12 protein-coding genes and 1 pseudogene are annotated in these 23,295 nt (G+C 53.0%); 11 read left to right on the forward strand and 2 right to left on the reverse strand.

Features of this window, described 5'->3' with window-relative positions:
• Positions 1–693: 693 nt before the first annotated feature.
• Positions 694–1,626: an ArsR/SmtB family transcription factor gene (locus BM412_RS22015; RefSeq protein ID WP_091223930.1), complete on the reverse strand. Its 933-nt coding sequence runs from the start codon at positions 1,624–1,626 to the stop codon at positions 694–696.
• A 173-nt stretch (positions 1,627–1,799) separates the two neighbouring features.
• Here BM412_RS22015 and BM412_RS22020 point away from each other — a divergent pair, with 173 nt between their 5' ends.
• The 5 genes from BM412_RS22020 to BM412_RS22040 all read left to right on the forward strand — a co-directional run bounded on the left by BM412_RS22020 (position 1,800) and on the right by BM412_RS22040 (position 12,390).
• Positions 1,800–4,538 carry a glycoside hydrolase family 2 protein gene (locus BM412_RS22020; protein ID WP_256256519.1) on the forward strand — a complete coding sequence of 913 codons (2,739 nt, stop codon included), beginning with the start codon at positions 1,800–1,802 and terminating at the stop codon, positions 4,536–4,538.
• A 264-nt stretch (positions 4,539–4,802) separates the two neighbouring features.
• Positions 4,803–6,185 (forward strand): response regulator transcription factor, encoded by a 1,383-nt coding sequence (locus BM412_RS22025; protein ID WP_091223293.1) that lies wholly within the window; start codon positions 4,803–4,805, stop codon positions 6,183–6,185.
• A 94-nt stretch (positions 6,186–6,279) separates the two neighbouring features.
• On the forward strand, positions 6,280–7,602 hold the full coding sequence (locus BM412_RS22030) for a glycosyl hydrolase family 28 protein (protein ID WP_091223295.1): 1,323 nt from the start codon (positions 6,280–6,282) through the stop codon (positions 7,600–7,602).
• 199 nt (positions 7,603–7,801) lie between these two features.
• On the forward strand, positions 7,802–10,753 hold the full coding sequence (locus BM412_RS22035; protein WP_218163175.1) for a cellulase family glycosylhydrolase: 2,952 nt from the start codon (positions 7,802–7,804) through the stop codon (positions 10,751–10,753).
• Positions 10,754–10,839: 86 nt separating this feature from the next.
• A complete protein-coding gene (locus tag BM412_RS22040) occupies positions 10,840–12,390 on the forward strand; it encodes an S-layer homology domain-containing protein (RefSeq protein ID WP_091223299.1) in 1,551 nt (516 codons plus the stop codon).
• 100 nt (positions 12,391–12,490) lie between these two features.
• Here the strand turns inward: BM412_RS22040 and BM412_RS22045 are convergent, their stop codons facing one another.
• On the reverse strand, positions 12,491–14,617 hold the full coding sequence (locus BM412_RS22045) for a CBM96 family carbohydrate-binding protein (RefSeq protein WP_091223301.1): 2,127 nt from the start codon (positions 14,615–14,617) through the stop codon (positions 12,491–12,493).
• A 335-nt stretch (positions 14,618–14,952) separates the two neighbouring features.
• On the opposite strand from BM412_RS22045, the pseudogene BM412_RS32935 reads away from it, so the two are divergent.
• The 6 genes and pseudogenes from BM412_RS32935 to BM412_RS22070 all read left to right on the forward strand — a co-directional run.
• Positions 14,953–15,090: pseudogene (locus BM412_RS32935) on the forward strand (YiaA/YiaB family inner membrane protein); the annotation flags it as partial.
• 30 nt (positions 15,091–15,120) lie between these two features.
• On the forward strand, positions 15,121–15,381 hold the full coding sequence (locus BM412_RS32620; RefSeq protein ID WP_256256547.1) for a YiaA/YiaB family inner membrane protein: 261 nt from the start codon (positions 15,121–15,123) through the stop codon (positions 15,379–15,381).
• A 327-nt stretch (positions 15,382–15,708) separates the two neighbouring features.
• Entirely contained in the window at positions 15,709–19,407 is a 3,699-nt protein-coding gene (locus tag BM412_RS32625; protein ID WP_091223303.1) for a fibronectin type III domain-containing protein, read from the forward strand.
• A gap of 169 nt (positions 19,408–19,576) precedes the next feature.
• A complete protein-coding gene (locus tag BM412_RS22060) occupies positions 19,577–20,122 on the forward strand; it encodes a DUF4358 domain-containing protein (protein ID WP_091223305.1) in 546 nt (181 codons plus the stop codon).
• 141 nt (positions 20,123–20,263) lie between these two features.
• Complete coding sequence (locus tag BM412_RS22065) at positions 20,264–21,739, forward strand: aminoacyl-histidine dipeptidase (RefSeq protein ID WP_091223307.1); 1,476 nt, start codon at positions 20,264–20,266, stop codon at positions 21,737–21,739.
• Positions 21,740–21,977: 238 nt separating this feature from the next.
• Complete coding sequence (locus BM412_RS22070; protein WP_177246008.1) at positions 21,978–23,291, forward strand: M48 family metallopeptidase; 1,314 nt, start codon at positions 21,978–21,980, stop codon at positions 23,289–23,291.
• The last annotated feature ends 4 nt before the right edge of the window (positions 23,292–23,295 follow it).

Raw genomic sequence — 23,295 nt, forward strand, 5'->3', positions numbered from 1 at the left:
CAAAAAGGAGCTCTTTAACTAACTGTTACTTACCTACCTCATTCGTCGCTCCCCTACCAGCGTATTGCTCCGAAAGCAGCTCTCTTGGTGGGGGCTGTACGAAACTAGCTTCTTTATTTTTATGTAGACCTCTAGGTGTGCTTCATGCACGAAATTAGCTACTTGGGTTTCCGTGTAGACCTCTAGGTGTGCTTCATGCACGAAAGTAGCTACTTGGACGTCCATGTGCACCTCTAGGTGTTGCAGCAGCTGCGCGCTAACGAATCGTACGGGTCTTATTTAGCTGAAAATCGCCCCTTTTCAATTCTAACGAATCGTAGGAACGCTATTCTGCCATTAAGGCTCGAAAAGAGGCCTCAAAACATGAAATAAGACCTGTAGGATTCGTTAGAATTTCATGACGGGCCAATTTGCTGAAATAAGGCTTCTGTGGTTCGTTAGCGTGAAAATCCGGCGGCATGTGTCTGGAATTTCACGGCATGAACTACCGAATCTTAGTTGGAGAAGCGCCAAGAAGGGCAACTGCCGGCGTACAGCTCCCACACAAAAAGGACTGACCTCAATAGACGCGGCAGCGCAAATTGGAGTCAGTCCTTTTTAACACTAGCAGCAGGGTCGCAAATGCATAAGTTTCACCTTATACATTGCTGCGCCGCCAATAAGAACAGCGACAGCCTACCCACTTCGCGTCGGCTACTCCGCGTAGCGGATAAACGAGAGCAGCAGATCCTGCCGGTGGTCGCCGAAGTCGGTGCCGAAGAGGTTGAGGCCGCGGCAGTTGACCGCGTCTTCGGATACTTCCAGCCTGACGCGGATCGGCTTGTTGTACTGCAGGCCGAGTGACGCAAGCGTCGTTGCTGTCGACGACGCTTCGCCGTTCACTTGGCTGCCGGACGCGGAAACGCGCCATTCGGTCAGCTTGCCGTATTCGGTGCCGCTCTTCCATTTGTCCGGTGTCAGCTTGCCTTTGCGGTCGCCGAGATCGCCGGGGCTTGTCCAGGTGCCGACAAGCTGATCGTTAATAAGCAGGGAAATATCGGAGGCCCAGTCCATGTGGAAGCCCGCAGCCTCGGAACATAGCTCCGCGCTGAACCACAGCTCATCGATCGCAACGCCAGGCGGCATGGGATTGGCAAAATAATACTCCACGTAACCGGCCCCGGCGAACCAGAGCAAGGAAGCCTCGACTCGTTCCGGCAAGTAGAAGGCGCGAGGGTCATCGACGGAGCCCAGCTGCACGCAATCGCGAGTGACGATGCCGCATGTGGGCTGCACGGAACAATGAGCGTACATGCCGATTGGCATGCGCAGCTCTTCCGTGCGAAGCAGTCCTTCACCAAGCTTAACGGGCAGGTCAAGCTGAATGGAGCGGCAGGTGACGGAGCAAATTTTCTCCCTGCTCGCGCCTAGTGTGGATGTAATCAGCTCGACGTTCTCCAGAATTTGCACGTTCACGGAAATGGTCGGCTGCGCGACGCCGAGCGCTTCGGCGAGCTGGCTGACGCTCATCGATTTCTCGCCCAGCGCTTCCAGAATGCGGACGCGCACGTCGCCGGACAAGGCTTTGGCCACATCGATCAGGCGGGTGGAGGGATAACGAATGGTATCTTGTTTGAGTTCGCTCATGTGCAGTTTCAACCCTTCATCGTTCAGTTCTTTCATTACCACCAGTGTACTCTATAATCGGTGTATTGTAAAAACATAATATATATTGCTTAATTCATATACCGGTGCTAAAATGATGGCAATTCCAAATCCACCATCTGAAAGGTTGTGCTCCCCTAATGGCTGCTCAAGCTTTGAAATCTGCATTAACAGAAATGCCGCGTCCCGAGTACCCGCGTCCGGATTGGCAGCGCCAAGAATGGCTGAATCTGAACGGCGCTTGGGATTTCCGCCTGGATACTGAAGAGAATGTAAGCGATTACGCCACCTTGCAGCCTACGGATCACTTTGATTCCGAAATTACGGTACCGTTCTCGTGGTCCAGTCCATTGTCGGGTATCGGCCGTAATGATACCGGAACAGGCTGGTATAAGAAGACGGTAGCATGGACGCCCGCCGAGAGCGGATCGCTCGTATTTGTACGTTTCGGCGCCGTCGATTATCGCTGCGATGTCTGGGTTAACGGCGTTCATGCCGGCGCACATGCCGGTGGATATGGCAGCTTCGAATTCGAGGTTAGCACGCTGTGGAGAAACGACGCCGAGAACACGATCGTCGTACGCGCAGAAGACTTTGACCGCAGCTCGCAAGCACGCGGCAAACAGGGATATGGCGAAATTCGCGGAATCTGGCAGCCGGTATGGCTGGAGGCAAGACCTCAAGCGTTTATCCAATCGGCCAAGTTCAACACCAAGATTGACGGCACCATTGAAGTGAATGCTGCAATTACGGCGCATGAAGCGGGAGAAGCGACGCTGCAGTTCAGCTTCGCGGATCAGGCGGTACAGCATACGGCAGTGGTTCAGCTCGCAGCCGGCAGCAATGCAATCACGACTTCCTTCACGGTAAGCGATCCGCAGCTGTGGAGCCCGGAGTCGCCGTATCTCTATGAAGGTGAGCTTACTCTTAGCAGCGGCTCCCGTACCGATACCGTTTCAACGTACTTCGGCATTCGGGAAATTAGCACCGCCTTGTTCGGTGACCGCTCCTATCGCTGGATTACACTGAACGGCAAACCGGTTTACTTGAACGGAACTTTGGATCAGTCCTTCCACAAAACGGGTTATTTTACGTATCCTACAGACGAAGAGATGCATAATGAAATTTACTTGCTGAAACGCCTTGGCCTAAATATGGTCCGTATCCACATCAAGCCGGAAGAGCCGCGCAAGCTGTACTGGGCCGATAAGCTCGGCATGCTTGTTATGGAAGATATGCCATGCTTCTGGGGCAACCCGGATGAGACGGCGCGCGCTTCTTACGAGAGCGAAGCCAGAGAAATTATTGACCGTGACTACAACCACCCATCGATCTTCTGCTGGGTCATGTTCAACGAAACTTGGGGACTGAAGACCAACCCGCAAGGGGGAGGGTTAACGGGGGAGCCGGGCCAGCCGAGCTCGTATTTGCCGCAAACGCAGGAGTGGGTACGCGACATCTACCGTTGGGCGAAGCAAACCGATCCGACAAGAATCATCGAGGACAATTCTCCGTGCAACTATGATCATGTGGAATCTGACCTGAATTCCTGGCATTTCTATATCAACGGCTACGAGCAGGTGCGTGAGCATGTAACGGAGATCGTGGAGAAGACCTATCCGGGCTCAGAATTCAACTATATCGGCGGCAACCTGCAGGGCGATGCTCCGCTCATCAACAGTGAATGCGGAAACGTGTGGGGCTTCACAAGCGGCGCCGGGGACAGCGATCTTGCCTGGCATTATCGGTACATGCTGAACGAGTTCCGCCGCCACGACAAGATGTGCGGATTCGTGTTTACGGAATTCCGCGATGTGACCAATGAGTTTAACGGCTATTACCGCCTGGATGGCACGGACAAATATTTCGGCTACGAAGAGTTTGTACCGGGCATGTCGCTTGCCGATCTGCATGCGGCAGACTTTATCGTTATCGACGCGCCGCCATGCCAAACGGTTCAGGCCAACGCGCAGGTAGCGGTTCCGCTGCTGCGCTCCAGCTATTCGGATCAGTATCACGGACAGCAGCTGCAGCTGAGTTACGAGCTGTGGTTTGATAACCTCGGTATCCGCACGGTCGCGGACCAAGGCGCAATCGCGCTGAACTGGGATGGCTTCGGCGTAACGGCGATTGACGTGCCAATTACCGTTACCATGCCGAATCAAGATGCGGTTGCCGTGTTGGCGGTTACCTTGAAAGATGCCTCCGGCAAGGCAGTTACACGCAACTTCATTACATTCGATGTGCGCAGCGGAAGCGAAGATGGCGTTTACGATGCAGAAGGGCGTTTCGTCAATGTGCCGGTAACGGCGTTTGCCGAGCACAGCTTCAACTATCAGTGGAACGCGATTCAAGGCTACAAAACAAACGGCGGCGGCGAAGGCCAATTCGTGTACGACATTAACCTTCCAAGCCAAGCCGAGCAGAACGTGATCCACCATGTGGATATCCGCTTCGAAGCAAGCGCGAAACGATTGCTTGCCCGCAATATCGAAGGGGCGACGGATCGCGCGCACACGATTAGTTTCATGCACGGAGCCGACGCAAACGTGGAGCGCAACAGCAACACGTACTACATGACGGATGAAGAGCGGCATGAATCCCGCATCCATGTTCTCATCGATGGAGAGCGTATCGGATCGTTCCTGCTTCCGGATAACCCTGCAGATAGCAGAGGGGTTCTGTCCTGGCAGTATCAAGAGGTGTACAACAAGCTGGATGAGGCGGGCTCCTTCGGCTACCTATGCAGCGTAACCGTGCCAAGCCGGATTGCAGCGAAGCTGGATCGCAGCCGCAGCTTCAAGCTGACGCTTGAAGCCGAGCAAGGCGGTCTTGCCCTATATGGCCGGAATGCGGGCCGTTATCCATTCGATGTCCTGCTTCAATTGAGGTAGTTAACGATTCATGGCATGAAGCAAGTCACAAGCCGTCCCCTAGCGGGGCGGCTTGTTTTTATTTGGCTGGAAAAGTAACAATCTTCCCACTCTCACCTAACAGGTTTCGCCCCTCCCTTTATTGAACACTTTACTAGATCCATATATATTTAGGGGGAACTTGACAGCCAGACCATCAGGCGCCCCTAAAATTTGAAGTCTGAAGCGGTGGCATAGGATTCGGAGATCAGGCACAGCCACGCATTAACTTTGAGGAGAGATCGTATGATGAAGGCGATCATCGTGGACGACGAATATTTTGTGCGCAAAGGGTTCATGCATATTATTCCATGGCAAGAGCTTGGCATTGAGATCATCGGCGAAGCGGCTAACGGCGAGATTGCCTTAGAACTCATGAAGCAATGCCATGTGGATTTGGTGCTCACGGATTTGACGATGCCGGTCATGAACGGGTTCGAGCTGATTAAACAGGTTCGCGCGCATTATCTGGGCACGTGGATTGCCGTCTTAACCTGCCATCAGGATTTTCATCATATTCAAGAGGCCGTGCGGCTTGGGGCCATCGACTATGTGGTCAAAACAGAGCTGGAGGACGACACCTTAAACAAATCCATCGCGCGAATCATCGAAAGAATTCGGGTGGAGGAGAAACGTAAGCTGGAGCTGCAAGAACAGCAACAGGAGGAGGAAGAGCCTTGGGCGTTGTTCTTAACGCCGGTTACGGGAGAGGCGGACTGGGAGCTGCCCTTCGAGCTCATGCTGCCGAGCGGCAGGAGCCGGGCGATTACGATACAGAAGAAGGGGATTTATGTAAGGCGGGAAGATCTGCTGCAGAAATATACGAATATCGCCTTGCTGTATACCGCAATGGACTGGAAGCAGTGGATCCCGGTCATCATCCGCGGTGTGCGGAATTTACCCGAGAAGGTCATCGTGCAGCTGCTGACGCGGTATCGGGATGAGAAGCTGTTCTTTGATTTCCAGGCGCAGAAGACCGGTTATGAAATCGACTGGATTGAGCTGGAAACGAAGCCTGTCGCCACCGATGATGCCATCATGCAAGTGCTGAAGCAGCAGTGGCGTTCCTATTATTGGGTGTACCATGACGGAGCTTTTCACGACTTGATGGACAAGGTGCGGGAGCGAAGGCCGACGGTTGCGATTTGGATGGAGCATCTGAAGAATACGGTCATGCTGTGGCGTCATTTCGAATCGATCTCGGAGTCGATGGACTGGGCCGCTGCTTGCGAAGAGCTGCTGTTCTGGGAGCAGTGGACCGACTGGCTGGCGCTCGTTCGTTTGCGGCTGCGCCATCATGAGCTCTCCGAGGATGTGTGCATCGGCATTCTGCGGGCGATGCAGATGATTTCAATCGATTTGCAAAGCAGCATGAATCAGACCGAGGTGGCTAGGCGCATTAATTTGAATCGAAGCTACCTCAGCCGCTGCTTCAAGCAGTATGTCGGCAAACAATTCCAAGATGTGCTGAACGATCTGCGCGTGGAGAAAGCTACGGAGCTGCTGGCCACGACGAATGAGCCCGTCTATCAAATCGCCGAGAAGACGGGCTTTCAGGACGAGAAATATTTCAGCAAATTTTATAAACAACAGACCGGCAGGCTGCCCAAACATGTACGCAAAGAATAAGTTTCGTACGGGGTGCAGACAGGTTTCGCACACGCTTCACGATGGACGTTCGCTACAATGGAAGAATGATCATCTCATTTAGGAGAGTGTAACCATGCAGCAATCGACGATTCATTATCAGGCTCCGGCCGCGCAAATCGCAGCTTCCGAGCGTTATAAGGTACGTATCAATGGGCAGCCGGTATTCGTTTACGGCAGTCAAGGCGCAGGGTATGCGATGCTGTCCGCAGAAGGTAAGGTCACAGTGGAAATCGAAGACAGCCAGGCGGCTGAGCAAGTTATCGTTCGACCGCTCCGCCATGCCATTCAGCCGATTGCGGACGGAGGCGTGCTTCGTTTCGAGGCAGAGGCGCCGATAAAACTGTCAGTAGAGTTTAATGATAACATCCGCGAGCCGTTGTTTATTTGGATCAATCCGCCGGAAAACGAAGCGCGTCCGGACCCGACGGACCCATCGGTGCGTTATTACAAAGGCGGAGAAGTCCATCAGGCCGGCGAAATCGTATTGTCGGACGGAGAGACGGTCTACATTGAAGAAGGTGCCGTCGTTCATGGACGAATCAAGGCTGAGAACGCATCGAACATTGCGATTCGGGGCAGAGGAATCTTGGACGGTTCGTTGTGGAGAGAGGCCGAAGAGGGCAGTAAACGGCATCTGATGATGCTGCTCGCGGGCTGCAAGCAAGTGACGATTGAGGGGATTTCGGTGATCGATGGACCGACCTGGCATGTGGTGCCGGCAGGCAGCATGCAGGTAGCCATCACCAACATTAACATTTTGACCTACGCGGGAACCGGTGACGGCATTGATATCGTGGGCTGCGAGGATGTGACGGTGGATAATGTGTTCGTTCGTTCCAAGGACGATTGCATCGCGATCAAAGCCGTCGATTATTTCCATCCGGCAGGTCTGCATGAGGTGCGAAATGTACGCGTGACACGTTCGGTGTTCTGGAATGCGGAATGGGGCAATGCGCTCGAGATCGGGTATGAGACGCGCTGCGCTTCCATCTCCGAAGTCGAATTCAGCGACTGCGACATCATTCGCTGCGAGTTCGAAGGGTATGAATCCGGCGGAACGTTTACGATTCATAACGGCGATCGTGCCGATGTGCACAATGTGCTGTACAAGAACATCCGAGTGGAGGATTCACGCGAGAAACTGATCGATATTAAAGTGCAGTTCTCGCAATATTCCAAGGATGCCGAGCGCGGCCATGTTCGAGACATTCGTTTTGAGGATATCGCGATTGTTGGCGGCTTGCTGCCGGTTTCCATTATTCGCGGCTATGACGCCGGACATATGATTGAGCAGGTTACAATCCGTAACCTGACCTATCAGGGCGAACCGCTTCGCGGCGCGAATGAAGCGAAGATGGTCGTGGAGCTCAGCAAAGGGATTCAATTCGTTTCTTAGCTCCGTTTGATCGTTCCATTAGGACCGTCTACCTAGGTGTAGCGGTCCTTTTCTATTGAACGGGATAAGAGGGCTCTAAATGATAAGACAGATTTCATCGTTTTGCCTACTAAATTCCATATTAGAGATAACTGCCAAATTTTATAATAAGAATTGCGTCACGAGCATGTACCATCTAATTAGAAGGGGAATGATGAGCATGGCAAGCATGGCAAGCATGAAGAAGTGGACGGCGGTAGTGGCAGCCTTTTTATTGTTTTTCTCGCTGGCAAACCAAGTCGCGCCTAATCTCGCAAGCGCTTCCACGGATGAACCGGAGATTCTGTTTGAGAGTGATTTTGGGAATGCCGATGGCTGGGTACTTGATTCCACGCTATCGATCGTGAATGGAAAGCTGCATTCGGACTCATGGAGTGATTACCTGCAGTCGGCTATCACCACTCAAAGCTTTGACGGCTCTTACTCGTTCCAAGCTGACGTAGCAGCCCCTTTATCGAGCGGGCATTGGAATGCTACCCGCTTGATCTGGGGGTATCAGGATGCAAACAACTATTATGAATTAGTGCTGGGTAATGGAAGTGTAGCGAACAATGCCGCCAACGTTTCATTGAAAAAGTTCGTGAATAATGTAGAGGCCAGTCTAGCAACCGACATTGTATACGGGTTAGGCGGGAAAACGACGACGCTGCAGGTCCTCTCGGAAGAGGATGGACATATCTCGGTTAACGCCTTGCAAGGCGATACGGTCACGAACTTGTTTGACCGTGTTGAGGATCAAACGTTCACCTCCGGCCAAATCGGGATCGGCGTGCGCAGCAGCCAGATCGATTATGATAACTTCCGCGTCGTAAGAAGCGTGGAACCGTTGACCGCGCCGGAGCCGCCGGAAGTGCCTGTCGTGGAAACCCCAACGATGGCAGACGGGAACTTCGAAGTGCAAGGCAGTGAAATTAAAGATCCGAGCGGAAACGCATATATCGCCAAAGGCGTCAACGTGAACGGACCGCGCTGGCCTTGGTCTCGCCCAACGCTGCCGGACGTCAGCGCAATCGTGGACAACTGGAAATTTAATACGGTTCGCGTGAACATGTTCCCGCGAATGGAGCATTGGAACATCAACAATAACATGGATTTGGACGGCATCGTAAATGCGTTCACTTCGAGACATGTCGTAACGATGCTCGAAAATCATGATTTTACAGGCTCGTATCCGGGTGAAACCGGCATTACGGAATCAGACGGCAGTTATTCGATGTCGGTGGATGAGCTCAAAGCGTATTGGGTCGATCTGGCTACAACGTACAAAGACAACCCGTACGTCTGGTTCAATATCATGAATGAGCCGGGTCAAGCCGGTAAAGGGTATTCGACAAGCGAATCCATTGCGCGCTGGAAAGAAGTACATGAAGAAATCATTGCCGCGATTCGTGCGATCGGGGCGGAGAATATCATCGTGTTGGATGGTCATTTCTACGGCCAAGAGGGCGGATTCCGCAATGGAACGTCGGACAGCGCGATTTTGTCTGTCGGCGAGGAACTGGCGGCAACGTACGACAATCTGGTGTTCTCGCTTCATATGTATGGGGAATGGTTCAATGGCCAGCAGCGGCTTGCAAACTATCTGGATGAAGCCGCAAGCAAAGGCCTGGCACTCATCATCGGAGAATATGGCGGCGGCGACAGCCAGACTACGAATGTAACGGCAGCAATGTTCAACGAAGCCGTACAGCGTCATGTTGGACGACTCGTATGGGCATGGGAAGGCGAGGATCAATTCGACCTGACTGCCAATACGACCAAGGGCGGCGGCTGGGAAGTCGATAAGCTGGACGGTTCGCGTCCGACGAATCTGAGTTGGTTAGGCTCCCAGGTGTGGGATGACAATCATAATACGTTAACGTTACCGGTGACGCTTAATCTTCCTGTCATGGTCAACGGCAGCTTTGAAGACGGCTTGACCGGCTGGCAAAACTGGTCTCGCGCCGAGCTCGCAACAGGTGTCGGAATCGACAATTCCAAAGCGTTCAAAGTGCCGGCAGGCGGAGCGGGAGGCGGCGGCCAATTCGTTACGGTTAAGCCGAATACGACGTATACGCTGACGGTTTGGGGCAAAGTGAGCGGCGCGATCGAGGCGGATACCGCAGATGCGGGCTTCCAGTATAGACCGACGGAGCAGTCGCCGGACTCCGAGCAGATCAAATTCATATTGTCGTTTGATTCGACCGAATGGACGAAGAAGGAGATCATATTCACGACGGGACCAAGCGTGGCGGGAGCTAACGTATTCATCTGGAAATCAGCCGAAGGCGTAGACTTGCTGGTCGATAACGTATCTCTTGCGGAGCAGCCGCCAATCGTTGTGAACGGGGATTTCGAGAAGGATTTGGACGCTTGGATGAACTGGGGACGTCTTGAAGCAGCGGCAGGTGCCGGAATTGGCGGCTCGAAAGCGCTCAAAGTAACGGCCGGCGGCGCCGGCGGCGGCGGTCAATACGTAACGGTGAAACCGAATACGACGTACAAGCTGACGATTTGGGGCAAGGTGAGCGGAGCGACCGATGCGGATGGCGCAGCGGCAGGCTTCCAATACAGGCCGACGGAACAATCACCGGATACCGAACAAATCAAGCATGTGCTGTCCTTCGATTCAACCGAATGGACGAAGAAAGAGGTTGTTTTCAAGACGGGAGCAAGTGTGGCGGCTTCGAACGTGTTCATTTGGAAAAATGCAGCCGACGTTGACTTGCTGATCGACAACGTTCAGCTGGCCGAAACGAATGAAACGCCGACAGACCCGACAGACCCAACGGATCCGGCAGAACCGCAAGGTATCGTGATTGATTCTGCTATCTTCCGTAATGCAGCCGGCGACGAGATTGAAGGCTTGCCTGCAAGCGGAATGCTGTCGGCCGAAGTTACGGTTACCAACCATGACGAGGCGCAATCCGCTCTTATGGTCATTGCTTTGTACGATGCCAACGGCGACATTGCTTCACTCTCCTATGTGCAGAAAACATTGGCGGAAGGCGAGACCGTATCCTTCTCAGGAGGCTTCAATTTGCCGGCTAATACGGAGGGCTATGCGGTGAAGGTCATGCTCTGGAACAATTTCGAGGATATGGAGCCGCTTGCGGATGCCATTACGTTATAAGGATTGAGCTGCGGAGCCGCTGGGAAGCAAACCTTTCCCGCGGCTTCGTCTTAGGGGAAATTCGCTAAACCTTGGGAGGAATACGCGTGAAGAAAATATCGATGATCACCTTGCTGCTGCTTGTTGTCTTCTCGATTAGCTCAGTAGGTGTCTATGCTGCGAATACCGCATCGATTACCGTGACAGCGGCAATCAATGCCGGTACGAATACGGTAACTGTTGAAGGAAACATTTCGACCGGCACCGATCAGTCCGTTTCCATCAAGATCAAGTATCCGGATGGGACTCTCTACGTCAATCAAGTGACAAGCGGCGAGAACGGCGCTTACCGGTTATCGTATAAGCTGAAGCAGCCGACTGAAGGGACTTACTCGGTAACGGTAGGCGGCACAGGCATTACCGTTCCTGCGACAGCCGAATTTACATACGCAACCCCGACAGGCACGATAGGCGGACCGGTTGTTCCTCCAAAAGATCCTGTCCCTGCAGAAGGCCCGATCAAGCTCGAAGGCAAACTCGTTAGCGGGGTTAACGAAGCGGTCATCGGAAATGCGATGCTTGACGCCATTAAAGCTGCAGCTAAGAAGGGGGAAGGAGTCGTCACCTTTGAAGTTTCCGAGGTAAAGACTGCGACCGCACTCCATCTGGAGTTCCCGGCTTCGTTCCTGAGAGAAGCGGACTTACTTGGCTTAAAGTCGTTGCAAGTGAAATCGCAATTTGCGACCTTTGTTATGGCAGCAGATGCCATTGGAACCCTGAGCGGCGCGCAGAAGATCGAGCTATCGGCTAAGCAAGTGAACGTATCGACATTGCCGGCCGATATTGCCGCTGCTGTAGAAGGAAAGCCTGTGTATGACTTTTCTTTGCGGGTTGATGGTCAAGCGGTGCATACGTTTAATGGGCGAGATGCGATGCAAATCTCGCTTCCCTATAAACCGGGAGCGGGAGAGAATCCGGATGCGATTATCATTTACTATGTGACGGAAGACGGTAAGCTCGAGGTCGTCAAGAATGGCATCTATGATGCGGCCACAGGCCAAGTGACGTTTCATGCAGCACATTTCAGCACCTATGCGATAGCAGTCGCTCATCCGGCATTCCAAGATCTGGCGAATGTAAAATGGGCGCAAAGCAGTATCTACGGCTTAAGCGCGCGCGGCATTGTAGAGGGCGACGGCCATGGCGCATTTGATCCTAAACGGGATGTGACGCGTGCCGAATTCGTGAAAATGCTAATTCAAGCGCTTGATCTGCAGGATGCACAGGCGAAGGCCGAATTTTCCGATGTATCCGATTCGGCTTGGTACTATCTTGAGGCGGCATCAGCTGTGAAGTTGGGTATCTTAACCGGCTATGAGGACGGCAGCTTCGCGGCAGCTCGCCCGATCACCCGTGAGGAAATGCTGGTTATGGCCGCAAGAGCGCTTAAGGCGGCAGGAATCGAAACGGTAGCGACGCGTAAGCCGCTCACATTTACCGATGCGGCGCAAATTGCCGCTTATGCGGCGGCTGATGTGCGGAAGCTGAATGAAGCGGGCTTTGTTGACGGAGACGATCTAGGAAGGCTTGCGCCAAAGGCACGCACTTCCAGAGCAGAAGCGGCTGTCATTGTGTACAGACTGCTTAAGAGTCACTAAGCAACCTCTGTCGGGAGCGGTGGACAGCAGCATGAAAGCACAAAATGGCGGTGCTAGGGGGATTCTCCCTAGCACCGCCATTTCGTTTAGCATCGCGTCATCAAGGATGAGCGGCCACCCAGTCGACGATGGCGCGATATTTTGGCGCGCTGGCGTTGGATTGGCCCGTGAATGCTTTGGCTCCCCACGCGCCGCCGGAACTCCAGGAGCCGGCATGCGCGTAGTGGTTATAAAGCACGAAGTACGGAGCGAACTTGTTCAGCATGTACGTGTATTCCGTGTAGATGTTCTGGTTGCCGCTCCATTGATCGGCATTGGTTAACAGATGCTGTCCGCCCTCGTAGCAGCCGAGCTTCACGTTATACTTCTGCGCGATAGCGACCGCAGTCAGCACGCGATCCGTGAAGGTGGCGTCGATATCGGCGTGGAACTGGCTCTGAATGCTGGGGCTCGCACCATCTAAGCCGCTGCCGACATAAGGCGCGATGGCGATCATATCCGCTTTCTGATTGGTCGGATTCCAAGTGCTGCTGTTCACGACATTCCCATAACCTTGGTCGAAGATATCATAGTTGCCGCTGAAGGAAGCAACCCGCACGACGCGTGCAGCCATTTCGGAGCCGTACACGGTGGCGAATTGGTTCCAAATCTGAACCGATCTGTACAGGCTGAATGCGCCGCCTTGGTACCATTGGTTGGAGCCGGGCAAGCCCTGTGCCACGCCTTGATCGAGCGTATATTGGAACTGTGAGAAGCCGCCGTTCCATGTCTCGTTCGAATATTCGACGTACACTTTCAGTGCCGGATTTAATTTGGATTTAATGAGCTGAGCTAGCTGATTGGCATAGTTGTTATCCGCCATATGAGGCAGGGTAACCCACATATCCTTATTGGTCCGGTTACACAGATCGATCATCCATTCATAAGCAAGGCCGGCTCTGATCGGGTCAGTCGGCCCGATGTAGCCGATGTCGCTGTTGATGGCATCATTCGGCAGTCGGCGCTGCGACCAGGTTTGCACCTTCGAGTTGTTGGTTCCGCCCCAATCCATGAAACGCAGCGTCGAATAAGGAGCAAGCTCGCTAATAAACGTCGGGTTCCACACATCGTCGCCGTTTGCATAGGCAGTAGCCCAGTTTACGGTTGTCTTGAACGGCGTTTCACCGCTCCAGGTGCCCATGAACCAGAAGTTCGTGCCGATCTTCATCGTTCCCGTACCGCCGCCCGGAGGGTTAGTGCCGCCGCCGGTGCCGGTCGTAATGATCAGCTCCGGTTTCGTGCTGCTCTCCCGCGACTGATACACTTCCCAGCCCCCGATGTTAGAGCTGAAGCCGAAGGTCACGGAGGAGCTGGCTGCGCTCAGCTTGCTCTGAACAGCAGCTGTGACGTCGAACTCGACGTACCCATTAGCCGTAACCGACTGGGTAGCGATTTGGGTACCTAAAGTTGGTTTCGCACCACCTTCGCTCCAGCTTTCCGTCGAGGCGCCGTTAACGATGAGGGTATGGTTAGCGGCATGGCTGTTATGGTAAATACGGACCTTCGCGTTAGAAATAGTAGAGGAAATGCCGCTAAGCGAAAACTTGGTGAACAGGTTGTTCCACTGGCTGACATTCAAAGTCGCATTCGTCCCCGCGGCAACATCGCTCTGCGTATCCGTATCTGCGACCGGATTCAGCGTAGAGGTTGAGCTCGCGGTATTCGGCGTAATGACGAGCACCGGCTTGTTGCTGCTTTCCCGGGATTGGTACACTTCCCAGCCGCCGATATTCGAGCTGAATCCGAAGGAGACGGTGGAGCTGGCGGTGCTTAATTTGCTCTGTACGGCTGCAGTTACATCAAGCTCGACGTAGCCGACAGCGGACACGGCTTTGGTATTGATTTGCGAGCCTAACGCTGGTTTGGCAGTGCCTTCGCTCCAGCTTTCGGTCGAAGCGCCGTTTACGATCAGGTTGTGATTCGTGGTGTGAGTCGAATGATAAATTCTGACTTTCGCGCTTGCAATGGAGCTCGGCACGCCTGACAAGCTGAATTTGGTAAAGAGGTTGTTCCATTGACTGACGTTCAATGTCGCATTCGTACCTGCAGCAACATCGCTTTGCGTGTCTGTGTCTGCGACCGGATTTATTGTAATATCTGTCGCTGCCATCACCGTGGTATCATCGCGATACGCTGTAAAAGACCAAATGAGGGCAATTGCCAATACAATCGAAAGCCATTTCCGCATTACATAAGCCTCCTTGAATTTTGGTGTAAGACTGCCTTGTTCCTAAGAAATTAAGCGCTTTCAACCTCCTTCAGTAAGAGGTTACCAAAGTGGATTTTTATGGTAAAGGCAAAGTTGTGTACTGGTGAGGGGGGAATTGTGTGCAGCATAGAATCGGAAGCCGGGCTAATACCAGGTACTAGAACAAGATGGTACTTCTGAAAGTCGAAGGTTCGCAGTATGCTTAAGCCATAACAAATAACCGATCCGGTTATACAGGAGGGCTTTAAGCCATGATGGAAAATACGAATCGCAGAAACTTTTACCGCCGCCGTAACACGCCGACGTACACCTTTATGGCATGGGCAGCATTCGTGCTGGCATGCGGCTTCGAATTTGTGGGAATTTATACGCTGGAACAGCCGCTGTCGGTCCAAGGCTATTACGCGGTAACCGGCGTTCTGCTGATCATCACTTCCTTCCTGCTGCAGAAGGTTGCGCGGGATAACGACGAAGACAATTTTCTGAAAGAGTTTAACCCGAGCTACCGCAAAAGAAATACATCGGCCTTCACCTTCCTCTCATGGGCCGGCTTCGTGCTCGCGATTCTCGCTGAATATATCGGTCTCTACACCTTGGAAGAGCCGTTCTATGTAAAAGGCTATTACGCCATCGGCGGTGCGTTCCTCATCGTGGCTTGCCTCGTCTTGCAGAAGACGATCCGCGATAATGAAGAGGATCAGCTGCATCTTAAGGAAATAGCGGACGAGAGTGCAGCCGTATAGTTGTAGCGACAATCAGAGACTTTCTTCACGTAATGTGAGGAGAGTCTTTTTATTTTTTCACCGCATAATTCCGCATAAATCGAGGCGCAGGGTGGAGTCGTATAGCGATTCGTGAAGGGTTATAAGAGATCGTGTAAGTGAGGTGCATGAATTCCTATTTAATACAATCGCTTAGTATGTATATTCGCATTTGTTACAGTTTACGGGACGCAGCAGACATGGCAGGATGGAGCTTGAGAGGAGGGATGGCTGAACTTCAGAAGGGGGGGAATGTAAGCGGTATTCGGTTAAACAGACATTAATCAACGAAATGAGGGATTGTTGAGGATGAGAAGTAAGAATGGCAAGATTGGAACGTTGAAGGTGCGGGTCATTACAATTCTTTCTGCATTATCGCTTATGCTTCCGATTATTCCGGCTACATCTGCTTTTGCGGCGACACTTAATGTAACCGCTTACGGGGCGAATGGAGGCGATACGGCAGATGACCTGGCAGCTATTCAGAATGCCGTCAATGCTGCAGCAAGCGGAGATACGGTACTTCTGCCTGCCGGTACTTATTATTTGTCTGCGAATGTGAACGGCAAATCCGGCGTTAAGATCGCGGGTGCCGGGCGGGATGTAACGACGGTAAGGATGACATCCGGCTCTGCATCCACGATGTTCTTCTACCTTCATAACGTGACGAACGCGGAAGTGGCGGATATGACGCTGGACGGCAACAACAGCACGGTGTTGTTATCCGCCGTAACCTCCGAATCAGGCGACAGCAACAAAATGCGCAACCTGCGAGTCAAGGATTTGGCCGCATCGGCGGGTTTCGGGCCTTTCGCGCTCTATGCAATTGGATCCACGAATCTTGTCATCTCCAATAACATCGTGACCAATACGGGCGTGAATTCAGATTGGGGCGGCGGCGTTCGTGCGGGCTGGGGTTCGAGCCATGCGCTGATCGAGAATAATACGATCGCAGATACCGGTCGCGGGGGCATTTTCGTCAATGATGACAGTCCTTATGCGACGGTACGCGGCAACACGATTACAGGAACGGGCAAGAAAATGGAAGGTCTCGGCATTGAGCTGCATACCAACGTCGACTATTCCGTCATCGAGAATAACAACGTCGACCATTGGATCAGCGCAGTGCGTTCCAAATACATCGCGGTACGAAATAACATCGTGAAAGCGAACGATGGCTCAGTCGGCCATATGGGCTTGGAGGTCATGGTCGATCATGGCGTTACATCCGGCAACCTCGTTGATGGTGGTCAGCAAGTAGGGATGCAGCAATCGCCAGGAACAGGCTATCAGCTGTGGAACTACAACACGGTTCAGAATATCATCATGTGGGGCATGCAGCTCCAAGGCGCAGGCACCGGATTTACGGAGCAATATCAATACTTTTACAAAAACATTTGGAAAAACGGACCAACCGGCAATCCTGCCGCAGCCTATCCGGGCTATGACGGCAACGCGGTTCGGATTCATGGCGATACGAAGAATATCGTATTCGACAGCAACCAAATCCTCAATAACGGCCGCAAAGCCATTGAGATTACGACGGCCGGCGGAACGGATCGGATTAGCTTCATTAACAATACGATTACAGGCAATGGCGGTCCTTCGATTGATCAATATCCGTCCTCAGCAGCGGATCTGGAGTGGAGCAATAATACGGTAAGCGGTAATGGTACGAATACGCAGCTCACGAGCAGAGGCTTCAGCGACGCGAAGCCGGTCGCGAACTTCACGGCTCCACTGACCGTGCAGCTGGGCCAGCCGATTACGTTTACGAATACGTCCACGGACAACGGAACGATCGTGGAGAATCTGTGGGATTTGGGCGAAGGCATCCCGGTTACAACGGCAAGCCCGACTTATACGTACCAGAAGGCCGGCACGTACAAAGTTATTCTTGGCGTATGGGATAACGGAGGCAGAGCGAGCGTGAAAGAACAGACGGTTACGGTGTTTACCGGACCGCCGGATACGACGGCTCCTACCGCTCCGGGCAGCTTGTCCGCACCTACGAAATCGAATGTTACCGTAGATCTGTCATGGACGGCATCCACGGATAACGTCGGCGTTATCGGCTACGATGTGTACAGAGGCGGCACATTGATCGGTTCCACAACGGGTGCGAGTGCAACGACGTTCACCGCTACAGGTTTGACGCCAAGCACGGCGTACAGCTTCACGGTGAAGGCGAAAGATGCATCTGGCAACGTATCCGCGGCAAGTAATACGTTGAACGTGACGACAGATGCCGGCGATACGCAGGCACCAACGGCGCCGTCAAGCTTAACGTCGCCGACGAAGAACGATACGAGTGTCAGCCTATCGTGGTCGGCATCCTCGGACAATGTCGGCGTAACGGGCTACAATATTTATAACGGTTCAACTTTGGCAGGTACGACTACGGGCGTGAGCGCGACTTCCTTCACCGTTACAGGTCTCGCGTCGAACACGGCCTTCACATTCACGGTCAAAGCGAAGGACGCATCGAACAATATTTCGGCAGCCAGCAATTCGCTTACGGTGACAACGGATCCTGCCGCGAACTGGGTGAACTGTGCCGGCGAGAACAATCCTTGTAATTTCACGGGCACGAAGCAAGTTCGCTACGGGGTGCCGGGCAGCTATGTGTACGGAACGTTTACGAACACCGTAATGTGTTCCAATAACGGCTTCGGAACAGATCCGGCCGTTGGGCAATACAAGACTTGCGACGTTAATCAAGCCGGCGGAACAGGCGGCGATACACAAGCACCAACGGCACCAACCGGACTGACTTCGCCATCGAAAACGTCGACAAGCGTCAGTTTGTCTTGGACAGCATCGACCGATAATGTCGGCGTAACCGGATATGATGTCTATAACGGCAGCACGTTGGCAGGCTCGACTACTGGCGCGACAACGTTCACAGTAAGCGGGCTAACGGCTAGTACGGCATATACGTTCACAGTGAAAGCGAAGGATGCGGCAGGCAATGCTTCGGCAGCGAGCAGCGGACTGAATGTGACGACGAACGCAGCCTCGGATACGACGGCTCCTTCGGCTCCGACAGGTTTATCGTCGCCATCGAAAACGTCGACAAGCGTCAGTTTGTCTTGGACAGCATCGACGGACAATGTCGGCGTAACAGGTTATGACATTTATAACGGCAGCACGTTGGCAGGTTCCACTACTGGCGCGACAACGTTCACAGTAAGCGGGCTCACGGCAAGTACAGCCTATACGTTCACAGTGAAAGCGAAGGATGCGGCAGGCAATGCATCGGCGGCTAGCAGCGGACTGAATGTGACGACGAACGCGTCTTCGGATACGACGGCGCCAACGGCCCCGACAGGATTGACTTCACCATCCAAGACGGATACAAGTGTCAGTTTGTCGTGGACGGCATCGACGGACAACGTCGGCGTTACCGGTTACAACGTCTATAACGGAGCTACGCTCGCAGGCTCTACAACAGGTGCAACGACATTTACGGTCACTGGCTTGACCGGAAGCACGGCATACAGCTTCACGGTCAAAGCGAAGGATGCGGCGAATAACTTATCCGCTGCCAGCTCCACGCTGAACGTCACGACGAATGCACCGTCTTCAGGAACGAACGGACTGCTGGGCCAATATTATGCCGGCGAGTTCGGTACGCTGGCGCTGAGCAGAACCGATGCCACCATCGACTTCGATTGGGGCGGCGGCCGGCCGACGGATGATGTGCCGGGCGAATGGTTCACTGCAAGATGGACGGGGAAAGTTCAACCGCAATACTCGGAGACCTACACGTTCTACACAAATACAGATGATGGCGTACGTCTGTGGGTGAACGGCACGCAAATCATTAACAACTGGGTCGCCATGAACGGAGAACTCAGTGCAACCATTACGCTCACAGCAGGCGTGAAATACGACATCAAGATGGAATATATCGAGAACGGCGGGAATGCGCACGCCCAGCTCTCCTGGTCGAGCGCTTCGCAAGCGAAGCAAATCATTCCTACGGGCCGCTTGTTTACAAGCTAGCAGCAGCACCTGCTGTAGCGGAAAAGGACTTTCCTTCAGCTTTTGTTGAGGGAAAGTCTTTTTTTGTGCAGAAATTGGGAACCGTAAGGATGTAACCTTTTATCCGCGGCAGTCGTCAATAGACGCATACGATAGCTCGTCCACTCTCACACCAAGGAGAATATACAAAATGAAAAAAATGATGATCCTCCTAATGACTGTTGTCATCGCAGTTGTGCTCGGCGCATGCGGCAACGGCAAGGGACAAAACGAAGGGCAGAACGAAGGACAGAATCAGAACCAGAACCAAGATCAGAACCAGGCCGTCGAACCGACGCTGTCTGCCAAAGAGATGATTACTCAGATGACGAAGCAGGCGGGGCAGCCGATGTTTATGGAGCTCGACAAGCTGACGTTAAAGCGGTTCTACGGCATCGATGCGGCAGTGCTGGAGGATTTCAATGTGCGCATGCCGATGGCCAACCTATCCTCGAATGAAGTCGCTATCTTCAAAGTAAAGGATGCCAAAGATATTCCTGCCGTGGAAGCGGGAATTAAGAAGCGGGCTGAGGAAGTGCAGAAGGAGTTCCAGTCCAAGAAGGCTGATCAATATGAGAATGCCAAGAACTATAAGCTGTTGACCAAAGGCAACTACGTGCTGTTTGTCATCTCCAGCAAGCAAGCCGAAATGACGAAGGTTTACGAGAGCTTCTTCGAGAAGAATGGCGGCGCCTAAAGGAAAACGGCGCATATGCAGCGGCAACTGGATTCCTCGCCTTGCATGCGTTAAACTATACCGTATCGAATGGAAATGGCCTGACTTTGCCTGCCTAGGGCAAGTCGGGCCTAATCTGTGTCTACATACAGGAGGATTATGATGCCGGAACTGAATAGAGTGTACACCGGGGATTGCAAGGTGCTTCGTTTCTTCGAAGAGCTGTCTGCGATTCCAAGAGGATCGGGGAACGAGAAGGCGGTCAGCGATTTCATGAAGCAGTTTGCGGAAGCGCGCAACTGCACCGTGTTTCAGGATGAGCGGCATAGCCTGATCATTAAGAAGCCGGCCGCGCCGGGTTACGAGCAGGCACCTACGGTTATCTTCCAAGGTCACTTGGATATGGTTTGCGAGAAAAATAAAACGACCGAGCATGACTTCACCAAGGATCCGATCCGCTTCAAGCTGGACGGCGACATGATCTATGCGCAGGATACAACGCTTGGGGCAGATAACGGCATCGGGGTATCGTTCGCGATGGCATTAATCGATGCAACAGATTTGGCGCATCCGGCGCTTGAAATCCTGCTGACGACAGAGGAAGAAACGAGCATGGCCGGCGCGGAGCATATCGACGCTTCGAAGCTAAGCGGGAAGATACTCATCAATTTCGACTCTGACCGGGAAGGCGTGCTGTTCGTGAGCAGCGCCGGCGGCGCATCGGCGTTCCATACCGTGCCGATTGCTTGGCAGGATGGAGGCAGTGCCGCAAGCAAGTCGTACACGATTGCCGTTCAGGGGCTGAAAGGCGGCCATTCCGGCGACGATATCATTCACGAGCGCGGCAACGCCAACAAGCTGCTCGGCCGGGTGCTGGATGATTTGCGCCGGCATACGCCATTCGACTTGGCAAGCATCGGCGGCGGAATGAAGGTCAACGCCATTCCGCGCGAGGCGGAAGCGGTTGTGGGCTTGAGCGAAGCCGGGCTGCGGATTGCAGAAGAGCGGATCGCGGAATGGAATCGGATTTTGAAGGATGAGTATGAAGTATCGGATCCGGGCGTGAAGGTATCGGTTAGCGCTGGCGCTGGCGATAGCCAGGCCGCTGCTCGCTGCTTCTCGGAAGAGACGAAGCTGACGGTGATCCGCCTGCTTGCGCTGATCCCAAGCGGCGTGCTCAGCATGAACAAGGCGATCGAGAACCTCGTTCGGACATCGACGAACATCGGGACCTTGTCCACGCGCGAGAATGAGGTCTTCTTCGAGAGCCTCATCCGCAGCTCGCATCGTTCCCAGCTGGATGCGGTGCTGCAGCAGATGGAGACGCTCGGCGAGGCAGTCGGCGTGCCGTTCCGTCACGATCATTATTTCCCGGGCTGGCCTTACCGCTCGGATTCGAAGGTGCGCGAAATATTCCAAGCGGTCTACGAGCGCAAATACAACAAGCCGCTGGAAGTGAAGGCGATCCACGCCGGTCTGGAATGCGGCATCTTTATCGAGAAAATGCCTTATCTCGATGCGGTTTCCTACGGACCGAACATGTACAATTTCCATACGCCGGAGGAGCATGTGTCCATCTCGTCCGTGGAGCGGACATGGGATTTTCTGCAGGACATTATGCGTGAATTGAAAGCATAGATAGTGGTGGATGGAAGGCGCAAGGGATGAGTCCCTTGCGCCTTTTTGTTGCCCGTGAAGGTCGCTCGACGAACTCTAACGGTTGCCAGTGCGCCTAATCCCCCCTTATTCGGCGTCCCACAGCTCCCCTCGCATAATCGGAAATCAAATCCTGTAACCGCTTTTATATTTTATGTGCTAAACTATACCATGCATTTAATGCGATTAAGATTAATGTGCCTGGAAGGGATGGATGCATATGTCAGTAAACATAGCCGTGGTTCAAGAGAATAGGTCGGCCGTTCAAACCGAGCAATGTCCGGAATGCCATGCGCATGTCACGGCTCATCCGAATTTTATGTCTTGGTGCGAGTGTGGCTGGAATCTGAAGCCCCATCGTCAGGAACATGCGCCATCGATTTTTGCTTCCTTCTATGAGCGGCTTGGACAACGAGTTGGGAAACAGCTGCTGAGCGATATGGAAGTCCTCGAGCATTTAATGCCTAAACCGACTAAAACCAAGCTGTTTACACTTGTAATGGCGACGGTCATTCATGCGATTTCGCTGGCCATGGTGCTGCTCTGTTTATTCGCGTTGTCTATCTATCGCGAGTACCCGGTGTTAGCGATTCTTGCCGTCCCTATGCTGATCTTGTTATGGACGCAGCGTCCGCGCATCCCGAAACTAAGCAAGGATGAGAAACGGGACATTGTGCCAAGGGAGCCATTTCCTACCCTGTATGCCTTCGCGGATCAGATTGCGGAATATCTACATATGCCTCATTTTGAGGGGATTCTTATTGATGAAGAGTTTAATGCGTCTTACCGTCAAGCGGGGTTAAAGCAGAAACGGTATTTGACGCTGGGACTGCCCTTATTCAGCATCTTAAGTCCGGCTGAGAAGGCTGCGCTCATCGGTCATGAGGTGGGGCATGGCATCAATGGGGATTCCACTCGCAATTTATATACCTATACTGCAATTATTACACTGGAGAATTGGTTTAGATTGCTGGCTTCGAGGGGGGATGATGAGGTTCTGGTTGAAGGCAACCTATTTGGGCTGGTCTCGAATGTTGTTGGGATGCTAATGAGAATGGTCTCCTTTATTCCGCAATTGCTTATCAAGCTCTTTATTCATTCGATTTATTACGAGAGCCAGAAGGCCGAGTATATGGCAGATTATCTCGGGGCAAAAGTCGGCGGTACAGAGGGAGCAATAGGTCTATCGCGAAAAATGTTTTGTGAAACCACTTTTACGCTGTCGCGTCAGCGGTTTGTACTTAGGGGAGCAAAGGGGAATTATTTTGACGAACTTAAGGCAGCTGCGGCCTCCATTCCATCGCGAGAATTCGAACGCATCCGGCGCGTCGAGATGATGGAAGGTTCTACGCTGGATCGCACGCATCCGCCAACCGCCTATCGCATCCGGACGCTGCAGCATCATGCGCAGCTTGCTCCTGGGGCGATTCAGTTGACCGGAGAGCAGTTGAAGCAGCTGGATCGTGAGCTGAGTGTAATAGAAGCGAAGATGCAAGAGCGGCTAGTAGTTCAGTTTAGAGAGAACCAGTATTAAACCA

The organism is Paenibacillus sp. BC26, from assembly GCF_900116125.1.
GTDB classification, from domain to species: Bacteria; Bacillota; Bacilli; order Paenibacillales; family Paenibacillaceae; genus Paenibacillus_Z; species Paenibacillus_Z lignilyticus.

Coding starts and splice junctions, on each gene's coding strand:
- BM412_RS22035 (WP_218163175.1), top strand. CDS start 7,802: ATGGCAAGCATGGCAAGCATGAAGAAGTGGACGGCGGTAGTGGCAGCC.
- BM412_RS22030 (WP_091223295.1), top strand. CDS start 6,280: ATGCAGCAATCGACGATTCATTATCAGGCTCCGGCCGCGCAAATCGCA.
- BM412_RS22065 (WP_091223307.1), top strand. CDS start 20,264: ATGCCGGAACTGAATAGAGTGTACACCGGGGATTGCAAGGTGCTTCGT.
- BM412_RS22025 (WP_091223293.1), top strand. CDS start 4,803: ATGATGAAGGCGATCATCGTGGACGACGAATATTTTGTGCGCAAAGGG.
- BM412_RS22070 (WP_177246008.1), top strand. CDS start 21,978: ATGTCAGTAAACATAGCCGTGGTTCAAGAGAATAGGTCGGCCGTTCAA.
- BM412_RS22060 (WP_091223305.1), top strand. CDS start 19,577: ATGAAAAAAATGATGATCCTCCTAATGACTGTTGTCATCGCAGTTGTG.
- BM412_RS22015 (WP_091223930.1), bottom strand. CDS start 1,626: ATGAGCGAACTCAAACAAGATACCATTCGTTATCCCTCCACCCGCCTG.
- BM412_RS32625 (WP_091223303.1), top strand. CDS start 15,709: ATGAGAAGTAAGAATGGCAAGATTGGAACGTTGAAGGTGCGGGTCATT.
- BM412_RS22045 (WP_091223301.1), bottom strand. CDS start 14,617: ATGCGGAAATGGCTTTCGATTGTATTGGCAATTGCCCTCATTTGGTCT.